The 18,627-nt window shown below is 59.6% G+C and carries 12 protein-coding genes; 6 read left to right on the top strand and 6 right to left on the bottom strand.

Annotation, left to right across the window (positions count from 1 at the left end):
* Window positions 1-2: 2 nt before the first annotated feature.
* The gene (locus SBL51_RS14815) at window positions 3-1,565 is read right to left on the bottom strand and encodes a cytochrome c3 family protein (RefSeq protein WP_317931823.1); all 1,563 of its coding nucleotides are present in this window, start codon (window positions 1,563-1,565) and stop codon (window positions 3-5) included.
* Window position 1,566: 1 nt separating this feature from the next.
* Entirely contained in the window at window positions 1,567-2,433 is an 867-nt protein-coding gene (locus SBL51_RS14820) for a hypothetical protein (protein ID WP_317931824.1), read from the bottom strand.
* A gap of 207 nt (window positions 2,434-2,640) precedes the next feature.
* Here SBL51_RS14820 and SBL51_RS14825 point away from each other — a divergent pair, with 207 nt between their 5' ends.
* Together SBL51_RS14825 and SBL51_RS14830 are read left to right on the top strand one after the other, a co-directional pair.
* On the top strand, window positions 2,641-3,939 hold the full coding sequence (locus tag SBL51_RS14825; protein WP_317931825.1) for an NAD(P)-binding domain-containing protein: 1,299 nt from the start codon (window positions 2,641-2,643) through the stop codon (window positions 3,937-3,939).
* Window positions 3,911-5,860 (top strand): ankyrin repeat domain-containing protein, encoded by a 1,950-nt coding sequence (locus SBL51_RS14830; protein WP_317931826.1) that lies wholly within the window; start codon window positions 3,911-3,913, stop codon window positions 5,858-5,860. The genes SBL51_RS14825 and SBL51_RS14830 overlap by 29 nt, the downstream gene beginning before the upstream one ends.
* A 59-nt stretch (window positions 5,861-5,919) precedes the next feature.
* Here the strand turns inward: SBL51_RS14830 and SBL51_RS14835 are convergent, their stop codons facing one another.
* From SBL51_RS14835 to sfsA, 4 genes are all read right to left on the bottom strand, one after another.
* Entirely contained in the window at window positions 5,920-9,348 is a 3,429-nt protein-coding gene (locus SBL51_RS14835) for a putative Ig domain-containing protein (protein WP_317931827.1), read from the bottom strand.
* A gap of 57 nt (window positions 9,349-9,405) precedes the next feature.
* Window positions 9,406-9,924, bottom strand: coding sequence for a hypothetical protein (locus SBL51_RS14840; protein ID WP_317931828.1), 519 nt, complete (start codon window positions 9,922-9,924; stop codon window positions 9,406-9,408).
* A 580-nt stretch (window positions 9,925-10,504) separates the two neighbouring features.
* Window positions 10,505-12,649, bottom strand: a complete 2,145-nt coding sequence (locus tag SBL51_RS14845) for a winged helix-turn-helix domain-containing protein (protein ID WP_317931829.1) — start codon at window positions 12,647-12,649, stop codon at window positions 10,505-10,507.
* A 212-nt stretch (window positions 12,650-12,861) separates the two neighbouring features.
* A complete protein-coding gene (sfsA, locus tag SBL51_RS14850) occupies window positions 12,862-13,584 on the bottom strand; it encodes a DNA/RNA nuclease SfsA (protein ID WP_317931830.1) in 723 nt (240 codons plus the stop codon).
* A 217-nt stretch (window positions 13,585-13,801) separates the two neighbouring features.
* Here sfsA and dksA point away from each other — a divergent pair, with 217 nt between their 5' ends.
* The 4 genes from dksA to SBL51_RS14870 all read left to right on the top strand — a co-directional run bounded on the left by dksA (window position 13,802) and on the right by SBL51_RS14870 (window position 18,462).
* Entirely contained in the window at window positions 13,802-14,242 is a 441-nt protein-coding gene (gene dksA, locus SBL51_RS14855; protein ID WP_317931831.1) for an RNA polymerase-binding protein DksA, read from the top strand.
* Window positions 14,243-14,357: 115 nt separating this feature from the next.
* On the top strand, window positions 14,358-15,263 hold the full coding sequence (gene gluQRS, locus SBL51_RS14860; protein WP_317931832.1) for a tRNA glutamyl-Q(34) synthetase GluQRS: 906 nt from the start codon (window positions 14,358-14,360) through the stop codon (window positions 15,261-15,263).
* A 21-nt stretch (window positions 15,264-15,284) separates the two neighbouring features.
* Complete coding sequence (locus SBL51_RS14865; RefSeq protein ID WP_317931833.1) at window positions 15,285-15,482, top strand: hypothetical protein; 198 nt, start codon at window positions 15,285-15,287, stop codon at window positions 15,480-15,482.
* A complete protein-coding gene (locus SBL51_RS14870; protein ID WP_317931835.1) occupies window positions 15,472-18,462 on the top strand; it encodes an ATP-binding protein in 2,991 nt (996 codons plus the stop codon). The genes SBL51_RS14865 and SBL51_RS14870 overlap by 11 nt, the downstream gene beginning before the upstream one ends.
* The last annotated feature ends 165 nt before the right edge of the window (window positions 18,463-18,627 follow it).

The raw sequence follows: 18,627 nt of genomic DNA on the forward strand, positions 1-18,627 counted from the left end.
CCCTACTCGAAGTGCAGTTCGAAAAAGTTGCTGGTGTTGTGGCAGCGGTCGCAGTGGTCGCCAAACTCGCCGTTATGAATATCGCGTTGCCGGTGGCAATCGGCACACACGCCACTGGTTTGTGCCGGGTCGCTGTCGGGCTGGTGGCAGGCGTTGCAGGTTAGGCCGCTGTGCTTGCCGGTCAGGCTGAAGTCGGTCTGCTGGCCGTGATCAAACTGCCAAAGGCCCCAGTTGTTGGGGGTGTGACACTGGCTGCAGTCGTTGCCCAACCCGCCCTGATGTGGGTCCTGGTGGCTGTGGCAGGCGTTGCAGCTGCTGTCGTTAAGGTTGAACTGGTTGCCCACGTGGCAGCTCTGGCAGGAGACCAGCCGGTGCATACCGAGCAACGGAAACTGGCTGAGGTCGTGGTCGAAGCGGTTGGTGCTGGCCCAGCTGTCGGTGTTGTGGCAGGTGCCACAGAGCGCCATATCGGCCGAGTGGTGGACATCATCCGCCTGGTGGCAACCGGCGCAGTCGCGCGGCAGTGATTCGCTCAATGGCCCCCGGTGGCATTGGTTGCAGGTGAGTGCTTCATGGCGGCCGGTGAGCGGGAAGTGGGCGGCCAGGTTGTGATCGAACACCACACCCGACCAGTTCGCCACGCGGTGGCACTGTTGGCACTGCTGGCCAAACTGCCCCTGGTGAATATCATCGGTTTTATGGCAGCTGAAGCAGTCGGTAGGGGTCTCTTTTTGCGGGATTGCGCCGGTGTGGCAGGCGCCACAGCTGAGGCTCTGGTGGCCGCCGCGCAGCGGGAAGTCGGTGTCGTCGTGGTTGAACTGCAGCTGGTCCCAGCCCTGCTCGTTGTGGCAGCTGGCGCAGTCGCTGCCGTTGCTGCCCAGGTGGATGTCGTTGCTGCGGTGGCAGTCGACGCACTGTTGGCTGGCAAACTGGTACTGCTGGCCAAGGTGGCAGGCGTTGCAGGGCACCTCCTGGTGCTGGCCGTGCAGGGGGAAGTCGGTCTGGCTGTGGTCGAAGCTGAGCAGCTGCTGCCAGTGGTTAGTCTGGTGGCAGGCGTTGCAGTCGTCGGCCAGTTCCTGCGGGTGGGGGCTCTGCTCCTGGTGGCAACCGCGACACTGGCTGTCGGTCTCCCGCCAGGGCTGGTCGTCATTGTGGCACTGGTTGCAGGTAAGTAGCTGGTGCTGGCCTGTGAGCGGAAAGCGGGTGAACTGGTGGTTAAAGTTGTCGCGCATCATGCCGACTATGTCGGCCTCCCGCCCCTCGTGGTCGGTGTGACAGGTTTCGCAGCGGCCAGCCAGGGCGGCGGGTGACTGGCCGTGAAAACCGCTCTTGCTGGTGCGGTCGTCGGCAATATCGTCGTGACAGGCCAGGCAGCGCTCGGTGAGCGACTCCTTGGCAAAGGGGGTGTGGCAGCTTTCACAGTCGGCTTCGATATCGGCGTGGCCGGCAATCAGTGGCCCGGGCATCAGTATCTGTTGTTTGAGGGTAAGCTCCTCGGCGCCGGCCAGAACGCTCCAGCCAAGCAGCGCCGCCATAAAGCTGAATAAGAGTGTAAGCCGGCGCATCTTAATAGGCGTGCACAATATAGACGTGGATGGCGGCGGTGAGCAGCATCAACACAAAGATGGGAATATGCACCACGTGCCACAGCGAGAAGAGTCGCTCGAACAGGCGCAGCCCGGGCAGCTTGCGCAAAATGGCCAGCAGCGCCTGCTGGTCGGCGATCAGGCGTGACTGCAGCTGGCCCACAGCGCTATCGAGCGAGTGGCTGGCGAGCAGAGTTTGCAATTGGCGGTAGAGCTGGTTGGCGGACCGTTTTTGGCGCCAGTAGGAGAGGCTCGACTGTTGGCCGGCCATCAGCAATTGCTGAATGTTGTTGACCACCGCTTCGTATTGGCTCTGTTGGGCGGGCGTCTCGGCCAGGCCGGTGAGCTCCTGGCGCAGCAGCTGCAGGTCGTTCTGGGCTTCGCGCAGGCGAATGCGCTCGCCATACAGACCAAAGTGAATGCGGGTATAGATGAAGCGGCCAATCACGCCGCTGCCGGCCACCAGCAGCATACAGACCAGCGCCAGGGTGCTGTTGAGCGAGCCGAGGTGGTAATTGCTGTGAAACAGAATGCAGAGCGGGCCGACGATGCCGAGTGTCATGTGCAGCTGAAACCACAGTTTCAGGGGCAGCAGCCGAGCCAGCAGGCGCCAGCGTTTGCGCAGACTGTAGGTCAGCAGCAGCAACATGGCACTGCCGCCGCCAATGCCCAGCCAGTAACCGGTACCACTGGCGGCACTGAGGTAACCCTCATCGCGCTGCAGCCAGCCAAGGCCAATAGCCACTGTGGCCAGAATGAGCCAAAAGCTGGTGAAAAAGGTGCCAGAGTGGTTGCGCCAGCGGCTGGTTATTTTATCGGTATCGCTGGTGGAGACGAACGTCGACATGGTTAGATCTGCGCCTAATAAACCCCAGAAACCTAGTCACACTACCTTAAGAAAACCTTAAGGTTGGTGTGGTTTTTCACAGAGTTGTGATCCATATCTAAACCTCTGCAAATCCTTTTTAGCTGCCCAGGCCGGCTCATGTAGAGGCCGCTAGAATTGGTGGTTGACCTACTGTTTTGGGCTGTTGAACAGCCAAGGGTACCTCTGTTGAATAGTTATATTGTGATGCTGGCCGCGGTATTACTGCTGGTGATGGGGGCTATGGTCTGGCGCCAATGGCACGGCAACCGGCGGGCGCTGGCACGTATGGCCGAAGCCGAACAATCCGGCCTGTTGGAGCCGGCCAGCCTGCACCCGCTGATTGACCCCAACCGCTGTTTGGGCTGTGGCTCCTGCGTCAGTGCCTGCCCGGAGGGGCACGTTTTGGGGTTGATCAACCGGCGGGCGCAACTGGTCACCCCCTCGGCCTGTATCGGCCACGGCGCCTGCCAGAAGGCCTGCCCCACTGAGGCCATCACCCTGGTGTTTGGCACAGCCAGTCGCGGCGTCGAGATCCCCGCCGTCAGTTCCGATTTTGAATCTTCCGTGCCGGGGCTCTTTATCGCCGGCGAGTTGGGAGGCATGGGCCTGATCCGCAATGCCATCAGCCAGGGGCAACAGGCGGCCACGGCCGCTGCCGCCATGGCGCGCAAGCGGCAGGGCGGTGATTTTGATCTGATCATCGTCGGAGCCGGCCCGGCCGGGCTCAGTGCCGCCCTGGCTGCCAAGCAGAAGAAACTGCGTTACCTGGTGCTGGAACAGGACAGCATCGGTGGCACCATCGCTCACTACCCGCGCGGCAAGGTGGTGATGACGGCACCGGCGACTCTGCCGGGCGTAGGCAAATTCCAGTTTAAAGAGGCCAGCAAAGAGGCGCTGATGGCCTATTGGCAGCAGGTCGCCCAGGAGCAGCAACTGGCGGTCAAAACCGAGCAGCGGGTGGCCAATATCGAACACGATGCCGAGGGCTTTACCATCCACACCGAGCGCCAGCAATTTCGGGCGCGCACCGTGTTGCTGGCCATGGGCCGGCGGGGCACGCCGCGTAAGTTGGGAGTCGCCGGAGAGGAGCTGGGCAAGGTGATCTATCGTCTGCAGGAGCCGGAACAGTACCGGGGCCGGCGGGTGCTGGTGGTGGGTGGTGGCGACTCCGCCCTGGAGGCGGCCCTGGCCATCGCCGAGCAGCCGGGCAGTCGCGTTACCCTCAGTTACCGGGGCGACGCCTTCGGCCGCGCCAAACAGAAGAACCGGGAGCGTGTGGCCGAATTTGCCGCCGACGGCCGGCTGCAGCTGCTGTTGTCCTCTGAAGTCCAAAACATCACCGCCGATAGTGTTGAATTGAGCACTGTGGCCGGGCGGCAGCGCCTGGGCAACGACGACATTATCGTCTGTGCCGGTGGTATTTTGCCCACCCCCTTCCTGAAGAAGATTGGCATCCATGTGCAAGAAAAGTTTGGTACGGCGTAACGCGCCCCTGGCGCTTCTCTGCCTGCTGCTCAGTGGGCCGCCGGTGCTGGCGGCAGAGGCGGTGGAGCTATCCGGGGTGGATCTGTCCCGTGCCGCCAAGGCGGTGCGTTTGGAGGATTACAACACCGCCTTTCGCCTCTACCGGGTGGCGGCTGAGGCTGGCAGCAGTGAGGCCCAGTATCAACTGGCCAGTCTCTACCGTTTGGGGCGGGGAGTGGCGCGCGATGCCAAGGCTGAACGGCTCTGGCTGGAGCGGGCGGCCCAGGGCAGTCACGCCGAAGCCCAGTACAGCCTGGCGCTGCTGCTAACCGAACAACCCGCCCGGGCCCAACAGCTGCTGGAGCGCTCCGCGGCCCAGGGCTTTCTGCCCGCCCAGCGTTATCTGGCGCAGCAGCACATAATCACCGTCAGTGGCGACCAACCTCTAAGCCCACTGGCGCAGTGGTTGGCGGCGGCGCAGAAGAACCAGATTGGTCGTCTGCCCGAGCTGTTGCAGGCGGTCGATAACATCAACCAGACCGACCGCGACCAGCAGAGTGCGCTGTTGCTGGCCCTATCCGCAGGCAGCCGCGATGCGGTGCAGTGGCTGTTGCAACAGGGTGCCAACCCCAATCAGGTCGACCGCTTTGGCAAAAATGCCGGCTTTGTCGCCATCGATGCCGATCAACCCTGGGCTTTGGCACCGTTACAACACGCAGGCCTCAAGCTTAATAGCCAACTGGCCAACGGCGACACCCTGCTGCACTACGCGGTGCGGCGCCAGCGGCCACAGTGGCTGCAGCCATTGTTGGCGACGAATATTGCCGTTAATGCCCTGAATAGTGAGCAGCAGACCGCCCTCGACCTGGCCGAGGCCGAACTGCGGGCGCCACTCGTGGCCGCCGGCGCCAAACCCGGCCCTGGCCAAGCGCGCACCAAGGGCGGTGGTGAGCAGCGCTTTGCCGAGGAGTGGACCGGAGACGCAGTGACTGTCGCCGAGCTGGCGCGCCTAGTGAGCGGTGGCAATGTCGAGTTGGTGCGCAAACAGGCCGCAGCCCACCCGGCGCTGCTCGGCCAGCGCCTGGCCGATGGCTCCAATCTGCTGGCACCGGCTATCGCCCAGGGCGATGTCAGCATGGTGTCGGCGCTGCTCGACCTGGGACTGGATCCCGAGCAGCCGGTCAGCGGTGAGCTCTCCGCCCTGCAGTGGGCAGCGCAATCGGGCAAGGTTGCCGTTGCCAAGCTGCTGCTCAGCCGGGGTGGTAACGCCTATCGCGAGACGGATCAGGGGCGCGATGCGGTGGAGCTGGCGCTGATGGCCGGGCAGACCGGGGTGGCGGAACAACTGCTGCAGGCGCTTGGTCTGCACAACAAACCCTCGGCACCGCGCCTTGGCCGCTATTTTCTGGTGGCGGCGATGGCCAATCAAACCGCTTTTATTAAGGCGATGCCCAAGCCCAGTTCGCCGGTGGCGCGCGATGCCCAGGGGCGCAGTGCCCTCTGGTTTGCCGCCAACCACGCCAACGCCGAGATGATCCGTCTGTTGCTGAAAGCGGGCCTGATGGACGACCAGCCCGACCGCGAAGGGGTGACACCCGCAGCGGTCGCCGCCGACCGCTCCTGCCTGCCCTGCTTGACCGTAATGTCCGCAGAGGCCGACTTCAATCGACCGACCCTAGCCGGCAACACGCCGTTGCACTCGGCCGCCGCACGCAGTGACGATGCGGTGGTGGCGTGGTTGTTGGCGCGGCAGGTGGATGTGAGTGTGCGCAATCAGGCGGGGGATACGGCGTTGATATTGGCGGTAAAGGCCAACGCACTGCCAATAGTGAAGCGTCTGGTGGCGGCCGGCAGCTCGGTCAACCGCAAGAACAACATGGGCCTGTCGGCCAGAGATATAGCCAAAGACGGCGACCCGGAGATGGTCGCCGCCCTGCGTTAACAGCCCTTGCCGGATGGCAAGGGCTGCGGCCTTTAGCGAGGTACCGCTAGCGGGTACTGCTAGAGCGGCACTGCTTCAGTAACCACCAGTTGGATGAAATAGAAGATCTCACTGCTCCCGTCGCTGGCTCTGAGGGTAAAGTTGTAGTTACCCAGTTCCGTGGCTATACCGGAGATGGTACCCGCTTCGCTATCCAGGGTGAGCCCCACCGGCAGCTCGCCGTCTGTGATCGCCCAAGTGGGGGCCGTCAGGTAATCGGCCGCGAAGTAGAAGGTCGTCAGGCTATTCTGGTAGGCAACCAGATTACAAAATCCCTCCGAACCGGCTACGCAACCGGGTTCAAACACCTGGATGGTAAAGCTCGCCTGGTAGGTGTTGCTGTCATCCGCCGTAGCCTGCAACGTGAAGTCATAGCTTCCGGGGGATGCGTTCGGGTAGCCGGAAATTTCACCGGTGACGGTATCCAACGACAGTGATGTCGGTAGGGCACCCCCAGTGAGGCTCCAGGCCAGTGCTGTAATGCCACTCACCTCTGGCGTCCAGCTGTAGAAGGAACTTTGCAGGGCCACTGTCGGCACGCCACCGATACCCACCGGGGAGGTGACTGCCAGCTGATAGGCTGCCGAGGTGGCCAGATAGTTACTGTCGGCGGCTTTGCTGGCGGTAATAGTGGTGCTGCCGGCGCTCACCAAGGTGACCTCACCGGAGGCCGCATCGACGCTGGCCACGGCAGTGTCGCTGCTGCTGTAGCTGATGGCGCCACTGCCCGAACCGCCACTGGCCAGGTTGGTAAACGCGGCCTCATTCAGCGCTTTGCTGATGGGGCCTGGGTCGGCAAACTGCAACTCAGCCTGCTGGCCGGGGTTAACCACCAGCGTCACCGCGAGTGTATCGCTGCCGGCGCTGTTGCTGGCTTCTACCACTATGCCGCCGAAGCTGCCCGCTGCGGTGGCGGTGCCGGAGAAGGTGCCATCGTTGAAGTTGATACCGGCCGGCAGGGTACCGCTTGCCGACCAGCTGCTGGCGTTGCCGCCACTGTTGCTGATGGTGAAACCGTAAGCCGTACCGACCGCAGCCGGGCTGGGCGTGCCGGAGAGCGCTGGCGCGGTGATACCGGCGAGCACGGTAATGGTGAACTCACCGGTTTCACTGCTGCCGCCGGCATTGACCGCGCGCAGGTTAATACCGGTGTGATTCGCCACCACGGCGGGTGTACCCGAAATCTCGCCGGTGCTGGGGTCGAGGCTCAACCAGTCGGGCAGATTGTCGGCCTCCCAATACTCTGCGGCTTCACCGATGTTGGTGGGGGTAAAGCTGAACGCCTGGCCAACCGCGACCGCAAAGATTTCACCCACTGGCACCACTTCCGGCGGCGCCATAAAGACACTTAGGGTGAAGGAGAATATCCCTTCCGGGCGGAAGTCGCCGTAGATGTCACCGAGCTCACCAAAGTAGTCTCCCAGTCGGGGGCCCACCGCTTTCATATAGACCAGGTTTTCGGTGTTGGCGTCGCTGGGCGTTGGTGTGCCGGTAATCTCGCCGGTGTCGGGGTTGAGCCCGGCCCAGGCGGGCAGGCCATCACCCTCAGCAATGATCTCCCAGTAGTCAACCGGGCCTTCGCTGTTGGTCGGCGTAAAGCTGAACGGGCGATTGACCTGCGCGGGCTCGGGTGTGCCGGCGGGCTTTGGCCCCCACATCACGCCTTGATCATAGCCGGCATAGGCTTTGGCGCAGTTTGCATCCTCGAGCACCGCCGCCACATTGGCGAAATAGAGGAGGGTGGGTGTGCCGTTAACAATCAGCCGTCCAGGTGCGCCGCTGGCGACACCGTTGTAGAAGTTCATGCCATTGGGTACCGCGCCATCTTCGTCGAGCACAATCACCTCATAGGGTTCCAGGCCACCAGCGTAGTCAAAGGCGGCGATGGTGATGGGGGTGGCGACGTAGAGGTAGGGCGGTTCAAAGGCGGAAAACTCCAGCGCCGGTGAGACCTCAATGGTGTCGATCACTATGTCGTAATCCTTCCGCGTGCCATCGCTGTGAAAGCTCTCCACATCCACCTGAAAGGTATAGCTGCCCGCCTGATTGGGGGTGCCCGTTAAGCGGCCATCCTCTTGCAGCTCCAGGCCCGGTGGCAGTGACCCGCTGACGACGGAGAGCGTGTAGGGGTAGATGGATTGCACCTTGATGCGCGGCCAATCGCCACAGGCGGCGTAGTTGCTGCCCTCGGTGGCGGTGTGGCGTAATTGATTGTCGACTTTGAATTCCAGATCCATCACCAGTGGAATATCGATGTGTGTGGGTTCGCTGAGATATTTACAGTAGACATCGGAGTCGATACTCGATGAGCGCTCACTGCCCTGGTCATCGACAAAGATGTAGTCGTAAGAGGCCTCGAAGCACCACAGGCTTTCAAACACTTCACCGCTGCTCGTCTCGCCGATGTTGCTGACGGCAAAGGTCTCTACCTGTGCTGTGGGACTGCCGACGTAGATGAACAGCGAGACCAGTTCACCATCGAAATCGGTGATGACATTGCCGTCGGTATCATAGGCAATCACGGCGTAGGAGAAATCGAAGAGCTCTTCATCTTTGGGGTACCAGTCGGTATTCCACCAACTGAAATGGCTGGCGGTAGCGCGCATGGCCAAGCCCACCGGGGAGTAGGGGCTGGCAATCACTTCACCTTCACCCTCGTATTGCCACAAACCGCTGGTTTCATTGAGCGACCAGAGCGGAATCTTGTCGCCGATTTTTACCTCGGTACCATTGGGGTATTGGCTGGCGTACATGGGCAGCTCGATGGTGGCGGTGGCACCTGGGGCCAGTTGCAGTACTTCATCGCCCTGCTGGAAGTGAAATTCGGTGGAGCCAAAGCTGGCGATGGGCACCTGGTTGCCATCTTCGAGCAGACCGGCGAAGGCGCCGGGGAAGGCCGCCAGGCCCAGTTTGCTGCTGATATCAACAGGCGTGATGGAGACCTCTATCTCGCCACCGACCAGGTTGCCGTCGCTGTCGACAAAGGCGTCGGCGGCCACCTGCACCCGGGCGCCATCTTTACCGACCACATCGGCCTCCTCCTCGGCGGCAAACGCTTTGGGCAGCTCGCGGGCCAGCAGGGCAATGGCAAAGTGGAGTGGAGCGTTCTGCTCCGGGGTGTGGAAGGGCTTAACCTGGACGGCAAAGCCTGTTTTGCTGAAGCTGGCCACCAGGTCGCTGTTGGTGGGTAGCTCTGCGATGGCAATCTGGCCATTGGCGTCGGTGGTTGCACTGGCCAACTCACTGTTGTCACTGGCTGAGCGAATGGTAACGGTAACCTCGCTAATGGGTGCCCCGACGAGATCGGTGACCTGGGCCGAGGCGCTCACTTTTTCCACGGTAACACCGCCGCCGGAGTCCTCCTCTTCATCGTCGTGATGGCAGCCAAACAGCAGCGTGGTGATAAACAGTAGCGCCAGTAACGGGCGCAGGTGTGTTAACAGTGACATGTGTGCTTCTCCCTAAGTTTTTTGTAAGCAGTCCAGGCGAAGATGAATTTCGCTCAATTAACTGGGGTTATCGGGTATACGGTTATTGGGTTTGAGGGTATTGGGTTTGAGGGTATTGGGTTTGAGGGTATTGGGTTTGAGGGTATTGGGTTGGTTGGGGGTGGCCGGTTCGGAGGGGGCGATACTGCTGGCCAGGTTACTTTGGAAGCAGCGGTCCGGTCCGCTGCGAACTTCCAGTTCAAAACCGGCCGCGCAGCCCGGCGGCTCGTTTGCCTCGTCATCTACGCCGGTTAGGCAGAGATCGTGCTGGCCCTGGTAATCGATGGCTAATACCGTGTTACCCGTGAGTGTCGGGCAGGCGTTGGCGGCGCGGTAGGTGGTCTGTTGTGGCCGGTAACAGCGCACGGCCGAATCGGTGAGCTGCAGCTCGTAGCCTTCGGTGCAGGTGAAATAGCGTTCGCTGTGGCTGGCGGTTACCAGTGTTGGTTTCAGCCAACAAAGGCTGGTGATGGTGATCAGCAGTGCGCCGCATAACCAAGGCCAGACTGTTAGCAGGCGGCTAAAAGTCTCCGGCATAGCTCTCTCTCCCTAATTGAGTGTGGTGCTCGACGGGGAGTTAAACAGAGCCGGTAGAGAGAAGCTTGAATCTAACCTGAAACTTTTTGAAAGCTATAAAAAACAATGGGTTATGGGTTTTTAACTGGGATGATGCTGTGCATTGCGGAGGGTGCAAATTGCCTGTGTAGCGAGCGGAGAGGGTTGCGCGGCCGGGCTAAGGGTAAATGTGGAGTGCCGGCGGCAGAGTTCTCTTTGAGACGTGAGCGCGTTAGGTGGTTTTAAAACCAGTGCTCAAATTTAATTAGCCCATGCCATAGCTTGCCTAAAAGCGATGGGAAAAGCCTGGGTATCAATAGCGCAACCAGGGCAAAGCCACCCAGCACCAGCCAAAAGCCGGTTGTGCCCAGAAAAGCGCCAGAAGGCCCTAGGTGTTTATTGGTGGCCAGCCAGAGTAAAGCGGCTGTGGGAGTGGCAAACAGGGCTGTGGCCAGTGGCCCCATAAGCGGCGCGATAATCGGCCCTTCGGAACGCATTTTTCCCGGTGCGTTTTTCTGAGCTTGCGGATCATTATTTCGCTTAGGCCAGCCAGCCATCGTCATTAGCGGGCCGAGTCCGGGTTAAATTCCACCATCATCTGGGCGTAGTCGTGGCGGCTGGCGCGGCCCAGTGTGTCCTCCTGGGCAAAGAAGTCTGCCCACGCCTGGTGACCGGCTGTCCACTCCTCTCCCAATTGTGTTTTAAGCGCGGCGGCTGCGTCGGCGGCCTGTTGCAGTCGCCCCTGCTGATGGGCGTAGATGGCCGTGATCATGGCGTAGGGCAGGCGGGCGTCGAACCACTCGTTGGTTTGCCGTTCGCTGACAAAGGGCTCAGCGGCGGTATCATCATTTTGGTAGAGGTGGGCAAGTGAGAGGATGGCCGAGGCGTGGGAGCGGACAAAGCTGAGGTTTTCACTGGCGTTGTAGGAGGCCTGGGCAATGGCCACCGCTTTCGGGTAGTCACTCTGTTTTAAGGCGATGCTGGCCAGGTCGTTGTCGACCAGTAACACCCCTTCGCTGTCGCCCAACTGCTGGTAGAGGTCACGCACTTGTGCCAAGTCGCGCTCGGCCGATGGGTAGCGGCCACTCTCCAACTTAACCCCGGCCAGCATATGCTTGCTGTAGGCCAGGTAACCTTTGGCGCCGACCTCGCGAAACAGCTGCTCGGCTTGGTTGTAGTGGTTGCTGGCCTGGTCATAGCTGTAGCTGCTGGTCCAGAGGGCGTTGCCCAAATTGAGGTGTGCCTGGCCACTGCGCAGCCGCAGTTGGGCCGCTTCATAGACCGCCACCGCCTGCTCCAGGTAGTCGATGGCTTTGGTCGACTCCCCCAGCGCCTGCCAGGCGGTGCCCTGGTTCATCAGCGCGTTGCCCTCCAGTTCCGGGTCATCCAGGGTTTGGGTTAGCGCCAGTAGCTGTTCGCCAAAGGCCAGCGACTGTTCCAAGTCGCCGGCGTCGTAGGCGATATTCGATTGCAGGCGGGTAAGGGCGTATTGCTGGCGGGTAGTCAGTGGCGCCTGCAACAGCTGTTGCACGATGGTGCCCGCTTCGCTGCTTTGGCCAACGCGGGTGAGGGCATCGGCTTTTTGGATCTCTGCCCAGGTAAATTGCGGCTCCTTCTGCAGGGCCAGCTCTAAATAGGTGAGGGCACTCTGTGGCTCACCCTGGTAGAGGTAGTCCATGGCCAGGGCGTAGTCCTGATTGGCCTTGGGGTTGCTGGTGTAGCCATTGACGGCGACCACCCGCTCCGGGCTTTTCGGCAGCAGGGTCTCCAGGGCGTGTTCGATCAGCATATTGGCGGAGAGAAACAGGTCGTTATTCTCAAACACAAAATCGCTGGTCTGCCCTTGGCTGGAGATCAGGTGGTAGCGCAGTTGCAATTGGCCATTATTAAAAGAGAGTGTCAGTGGCATCAGCTGGTCACAGCCGAGCTTGGGGCAGAGGGTTTGGAACAGGTCACCCTCGGTGCTGTTGGCGTCGAACTCGATGGCCGACAGCGAGCGCAGGGTTGAAGACATATCGGCCACTTCCAGCTCCGGGTACTGGCTCAGCTGGTCAATCACCAGGTTCATAATGCCGTATTTGGCCCACTGGTCGTGGTCGTCGCCGGTATTGATGGCCACCGGCAACACCAACAGCCGCCCCGGGTGCGGCTCTTGGCTATCAAAGCCCCAAAAATAGAGTGCGGCGCTGGTGATCAAGATAACAACGGCGAGCGTCAGCAGGCCCGCGCCCCATTTAGCCGGGGCTTTGTAGCCCTGACTGTTTAGGCCGCTGGCGGCGTTATCGCTGAAGGTGATCTCGATAGCCGGGTGAATACGGAAACCCTTGCCGCGGATGGTTTGAATAATAGCCTGGTCTTTGGCGTTTTCACCCAGGGCCTGGCGGGTATCGGAGACCAGACGGGAGAGGGAGGCATCGGTGACTATCTGCTGTGGCCACAACTGCTCGATGAGTCGCTCTTTATCGACATAGCTTTGGTTATCGACATAGCTTTGGTTATCGACATAGCTTTGGTTATCGGCAGAGTGTTGGTGATCGATCTGATTTTGGTTACTGCTATAGCTTTGGCAGAGCAGTATTTGCAGAAGATCGATGGTGCGCTCGGGGGCTTTGATGGCGGTGTCATCGCGCCGTAGCTCCCGCCCGCTGAGGTCGAGGGTTAGATCGGCAAAATGAATAAAACGTCCGTTGTTGGCTATCTTTTGCACGTTTGTAACTGTTTGGCTGAAACAAATTTACTACGCCGTCACTGTGCTGGTGGCACTCCGCCACGCCAGTTGCTACGGCCGCGAGCCTCCAGAGTACCGGAATTTGCTTTTCCATAGCAAGGTTGAGGAAATAGACGGCAGCGGCAGGATTGGCTCTGTCGGGCAAAGCTCAGATCGATTTGCCGGGAGTGACTCAACTTAGCGGGAGTGACTCAACCATTGTTGAGCCGCACCGGCAGTTTGTGGTCGATCGCGCAACAGCTGGCCGAGAGCTGGCAGCCATAGGCGAGGATCTCCACCCCGGCGGCTGCGGCCTCGCGCAGCGTTTGGCCATAGACGGCATCGATATGGTCTGCCGGTGAAACCGAGGTAATACCACTGTGCTGGACACAGAAAAAGAGTACGCTGCGATAACCCTCGGCCTTTAACGCCATCAAAGCGCGCAGATGTTTACTGCCGCGCTCACTGACGGCGTCGGGAAAATAGCCGAGGCCATCCGCTTCGCGCAGGGTTACGTTTTTCACCTCGACAAAGCAGTCGGGTTCACTGGCGCGGCCGTCGCTCAGCAAAAAGTCGATGCGGCTGTTATCGATGGCACATTTCACCTCCGGCTTGATGGTGCGATAGCCCGCTAATTCCGCGACCACGCCATTGGCAATGGCTTCAGCCACCAGGGCGTTGGTGCGGCTGGTGTTGATGCCGGCCAGGTCTCCGGTGGGGGTGGTGATCAGCTCCAGTGTGTTTGGGTATTTGCGCTTGGGGTTGTCTGAGGTGGAGTACCAGCAGGGGGTGCCGGGGGCTACGCAGTTTTTCATGGAACCGGTGTTAGGGCAGTGCACGGTGATGACCGAACCATCGGCCAATTGGATATCAGTGAGGAACCTTTTATAGCGCTTGATAAATGTGGCTTTGGAAAATTTAGGACTAAACTTCATAAGATGTTCGGTTTATTCGTAAACGGGAAGGCTGTGATGGCTCCGTTAGGGTCGAAAAATCTGATTTAGCTGCCAGTTGTGTGCCATTAGAGCAAAAATTGCTAGCACTGCCCTAGGGTTTCTGGTAGCTTCCTCCGCTCGAAAAAATGGACTTAAAAAATACAGAGGGGGCCGTATCTAAACAGGCCTGTGTTTTTGATAAGCGAGGCACAAAACCATGCCAAATTCATCCGCTGCAGACAAGATTTCCTCTCACGGGATCGAGCCTTATCAGCCGGCGCCCGGTGAAGAATACATGAATCCTGCGCAACAGGAACACTTCCGTCAGTTGCTTCTCGCATGGAAAGGAGAGCTGTTGGAAGAGGTCGACCGGACCATGAGCCATCTGAAAGATGAGGCTGCCAACTTTCCCGATCCCGCTGATCGTGCCAGCCAGGAAGAGGAGTTCAGCCTGGAACTGCGCACTCGCGATCGCGAGCGCAAATTGATTAAGAAGATCGACTCCACCCTGGAATTGATTGAAGCCGGTGACTACGGCTACTGCGACACCTGCGGTGTGGAGATCGGTATTCGCCGACTGGAAGCGCGGCCAACCGCCACCCTGTGTGTCGATTGCAAAACTTTGGATGAGATCCGCGAAAAGCAGGTTGGCGGTTAAACGCTTCTGATGGGGACCGAAAGGTCCCCTTTTCGCATCTGGATGATGCCACTGCGCAAGCATTGCCTGGCGGCATCGCGCCCACCACTGACTCTTCACCAATCTATCGGTTGCCATGCCCGTCAGTAGCAACTCCGCCGCCAGTCATTACGTTGGCCGTTTCGCGCCGTCGCCCACCGGCCCCCTCCATTTTGGTTCTCTGATCGCCGCTTTGGCCAGCTTTCTGGATGCCCGTGCCGCCGGTGGCCGCTGGTTGGTGCGCATGGAGGACCTGGATCCGCCACGGGAGCAGCCCGGCGCCAGTAACCTGATCCTGGCGGCGCTGGCCGGGCATGGCCTGGCCTGGGATGGCGAGGTGGTCTATCAGTCCCAGCGCCATGAACGTTATCGGGCCGCCCTGCAAAAGCTGCAGGCAGCGGGGCGACTCTATGCCTGTGCCTGTAGTCGTCAGCGGTTGTTGACGCTGGCGCAGGGTTACGATGGTTTTTGCCTGAAGCATCCGCCCAAACCTGGCCAGCCGGTGGCAATAAAATGCAAAGTTGGCCGGTTTGCCTGGCGCTTTGAGGATCGGGTGCAGGGCGAGATGGCGGAGAGTCTGCAAAGCCCGCAGGACGATTTTGTACTGCTGCGCAAGGATGGGCTGTTTGCCTATCAACTGGCGGTGGTGGTGGATGACCATGACCAGGGGGTCACCGATATCGTGCGCGGTTCCGATCTGCTCGACAGCACGGTCCGCCAGGCGTGCCTCTACAGCCTGTTGGATTACCCCAAACCGAGCTACGCCCACCTGCCGGTAGCCGAAAATCGCCAGGGGCAGAAGTTGAGTAAGCAGAACCATGCGCCGGCGTTGGTTGTTGATCAGGCCAGCAATAACTTGGTCTCTGCTTTGATCTTTTTAAACCAGCAGCCGCCTCGGGACTTGCGTCAGGGCTCGGTGGATGAAATTATCCGCTGGGCCATTGGCCATTGGCAGATCGACCGGGTGCCCAAGCAGATGGCGATCGTTAACGATGGCAGGTGAGGTTGTTTTGTGGGGGCTTAGGTGCGTTCTGAAAATTCGCTATCCAAACAGCGATTAATCATTCTGATTCTGGTGATGGCGGCTGTCTTTTCGCCGTCGGTGCTGCAGTGGATTGTCAATCCTCAGGGCGCCTGGTACCGCCCCTTCCTGCTCTGGGGGCTGGTCATTCTGGTCGCCTTCTGGTTACAACGCAAAGGGTCCTCCGGCGATGACCTTTGATCTCTCCACGGTAACCTTGGTACTGGTGATCTATGTCACCATGATTTTCGGCGTTGCCATCATTACCAATCGCGGTTGGATCCCAGACGCCATTGTTAACAACCCGATTATCTATATTCTCTCGCTGGGGGTCTTTGCCAGTACCTGGGCCTATTACGGTATCGTCGACCTCGCGTTCCAGTATGGCTACAGCGCACTCACCTACTACATAGGCACCGCCGCACTGTTTGTCTTTGCGCCGGTGACGCTGACGCCGATCGCGCAACTGGTGCGCCGCTTTAAAATTCCCTCGGTGGCCGATCTGCTGGTGTTTCGCTACCACAGCCAAGCGGTGGGCAGCCTGGTGACTCTGTGTATGCTGGTGAGCCTGCTGCCGCTGTTGGCGATGCAGATTCAGGCGGTATCGGAGTCGCTGGCGATTTTAACGCTCAACTCAAAATCGTTCGCCAAACTGACCAGCTATAACATCAGTTTCGAGATGATGGTGGCCATGGTCTACTGCCTGTTGTTATGCGTTTTCTGCCTGTTGTTCGGCGCCACTCGGGATCGCCACCGGGGCTTGGTGATGGCCATGGCCATGGAGTCGCTGATCAAGGTGTGCGCGCTGATGGCCATCGGCCTGGTGGCGCTGTTCCAGGTGTTTGGCGGCCTTTCCGGTCTGGATCAGTGGCTGCTCGACAACCCCAATCAGCACCAACTGCTGTATGAGTCGCTCAACGACAGCAGCGCCCATACTCTGCTGCTGGTGTTTATCGCCACCTCCCTGGCGCTGCCGCACATATTTCAATCCTCTGTGGTGGAGGTGCCGCTGGCCCGCTCGATGCGCATCGTCTCCTGGGCATTTCCACTCTTCCTTCTATTTATGGCATTGCCGATTTTCCCCATCCTTTGGGCCGGGTTTGAGCTGTCGGTACCACTGCCGGTGCAGTACTACACGCTGGGCGTGCCGTTACTGCTCGATAGCCCTTGGCTGACACTGCTGGCCTTGGTGGGTGGCCTGTCGGCGGCCACCGGTGCCATGGTGTCGATCACCCTGGCCAGTTCGGTGATGGTGCTCAACCACTGGCTGTTACCGCTCTCCCGGCTTGGCAGTCAGCGCGATCTGCGCCGGCGCCTGGTCTGGTTACGCCAGGCCACCATCTGCGCAATTTTTGGGGTGGGCTTTCTCTTCTATCTATTGGTGGGTGGTCAGCACAGCCTGATGGAGTTGGCGCTGGTGACCTTTATCGAAACCTTGCAGTTCTTCCCCGCCATTATTTCTGTGACCTACTGGTCGAGGGCCAACCGAATCGGCTTGATAGCAGGCCTCAGTGTGGGCAGTGCCATCTGGTTCCTGTTGCTGTTCCTACCGATGATGTTGAACATCAACCAGCTGGCGGTACCCTATTGGGGGGTGATTACCGTCGGCATTGATGGCTGGAACAACATCACCCTCTGTTCCCTGGGGCTGAATATGGTGGCCTTTATTGTGGTCTCGCTGCTCACCCAACAGAATGCGGAGGAGCAGTACAGTGCCTCCCTCTGTACCGAGAACGAGCTGACCCACCCGGTGCGTGTGATTCTCGATGTGCACAGCTGCGAGGAGATTAAAGAGCGGTTGAGCAAAAGCCTGGGGGCGACTCTGGCAGAGATTCAGGTGAACCGGGCAGTGGAGGAGTTGGGCTTCAGCCTCTCTGAACGGCGCCCCTACTGTTTACGGCGTATTCGCAACCGCCTGGAGACCAATCTGTCGTCGATGATGGGGCGTTCTGTGGCCAATGAGCTGGTCGATCGCCACTTGCCCTATCGCTTGCCGGATCAGACCAGCAATACCGACATCAACCTGATCGAATCGAGGCTGCACCGCTACCGCGACCGGCTGTCAGGCATGGCGGCTGAGTTGGATAATCTGCGCCTCTATCACCGCAATACGCTGCAGGAGTTACCACTGGCGATCTGTTCGCTGGGTCGCGACTTGGAGGTAATTATGTGGAACCGGGCCATGGAGGCATTGACCGGAATTGAATCGGCGACCATTGCCGGTTCGCACCTCTCCGATCTGCCTACCCCCTGGCGCGAATTGATTACCGCTTTCAGCCAGGGTGATGAGGCCCATCGCCAGAGTGTACTGGTGCGAGTGCAGGGGCGGGAGTGTTACTTCAGCCTGCATAAGTCGACCCTGCACAGCCCAACCTCTACCGGTGAAGATGACGGCCAGGTGATTTTGCTTGAGGATATTACCGAGCTGAAGCACCTGGAACATGAGCTGGCGCACAGCGAGCGCTTGGCTTCTATTGGCCGCCTGGCCGCGGGCGTAGCCCATGAAATTGGCAACCCGGTAACGGGTATCGCCTGCCTGGCTCAGAATTTAAAGTATGAGGTGGACTCCCCCGATGCCCTGGAATCGGCCCAGCAGATCCTCTCGCAAACCGATCGAATCAGCCGCATTGTGCATTCACTGGTGAGCTTTTCCCACGCAGGTAATCATGGCGGTGACTCTTTTCATCCGGTGGCGCTCTATGACTGTGTGGCAGAGGCGGTCTCGCTGCTATCGTTGCAGAAAGACAATATCCAAGTAGACTACTGCAATTTGGTTGGGCCGAGCGTGCAGGTATTTGCCGACGACCAGAAGCTGATTCAGGTATTTGTGAATCTTCTCTCTAACGCCCGGGATGCCAGTCAAGATGGTGACAAGGTGCTTATCGAAGCCCACGAGCAGGACACCGAGGTTGAAATTTGGGTGACGGACCAGGGCTCGGGTATTGATAAGGCCCATCTGGATCAAATTGTCGAACCGTTTTTCACCACCAAAGAGCCTGGGAAGGGTACGGGCTTGGGTCTGGCGATGGTGTACAGTATTATCGATCAGCACCAGGGCACTATTCGGGTGGAGAGCCCAATCAACAAAGAGAGCCAGACCGGTACCCGATTTATTATTTCGCTACCCACTGGCCTTGAATTTTTACAAGCGGATGACCTTCAAGCCGGGACGGCTGATTAATCAGCTAGCCAGTATGGCTGTTATTATCAGCCGGTGGTGACCACTGGTGTCGCCAGTAAAGGCGCTGGGCTGTTGCTGCCTGGGGCCTAACTGGCCATCGGCCCGTCGTGGCGAAGCCTGGCATGGTCGCTATGCCCCAGCTTCCCGCCCGCTATAGGTTATCGC

It is taken from the genome of Halioxenophilus sp. WMMB6 (genome assembly GCF_033283405.1).
Taxonomy (GTDB): Bacteria; Pseudomonadota; Gammaproteobacteria; order Pseudomonadales; family Cellvibrionaceae; genus Halioxenophilus.

Bases quoted from the DNA above. Each gene is read 5' to 3' on its own strand.
- SBL51_RS14815 (WP_317931823.1), bottom strand. From the start codon at position 1,565: ATGCGCCGGCTTACACTCTTATTCAGCTTTATGGCGGCGCTGCTTGGC.
- SBL51_RS14820 (WP_317931824.1), bottom strand. From the start codon at position 2,433: ATGTCGACGTTCGTCTCCACCAGCGATACCGATAAAATAACCAGCCGC.
- SBL51_RS14830 (WP_317931826.1), top strand. From the start codon at position 3,911: ATGTGCAAGAAAAGTTTGGTACGGCGTAACGCGCCCCTGGCGCTTCTC.
- SBL51_RS14835 (WP_317931827.1), bottom strand. From the start codon at position 9,348: ATGTCACTGTTAACACACCTGCGCCCGTTACTGGCGCTACTGTTTATC.
- SBL51_RS14840 (WP_317931828.1), bottom strand. From the start codon at position 9,924: ATGCCGGAGACTTTTAGCCGCCTGCTAACAGTCTGGCCTTGGTTATGC.
- sfsA (WP_317931830.1), bottom strand. From the start codon at position 13,584: ATGAAGTTTAGTCCTAAATTTTCCAAAGCCACATTTATCAAGCGCTAT.
- dksA (WP_317931831.1), top strand. From the start codon at position 13,802: ATGCCAAATTCATCCGCTGCAGACAAGATTTCCTCTCACGGGATCGAG.
- gluQRS (WP_317931832.1), top strand. From the start codon at position 14,358: ATGCCCGTCAGTAGCAACTCCGCCGCCAGTCATTACGTTGGCCGTTTC.
- SBL51_RS14870 (WP_317931835.1), top strand. From the start codon at position 15,472: ATGACCTTTGATCTCTCCACGGTAACCTTGGTACTGGTGATCTATGTC.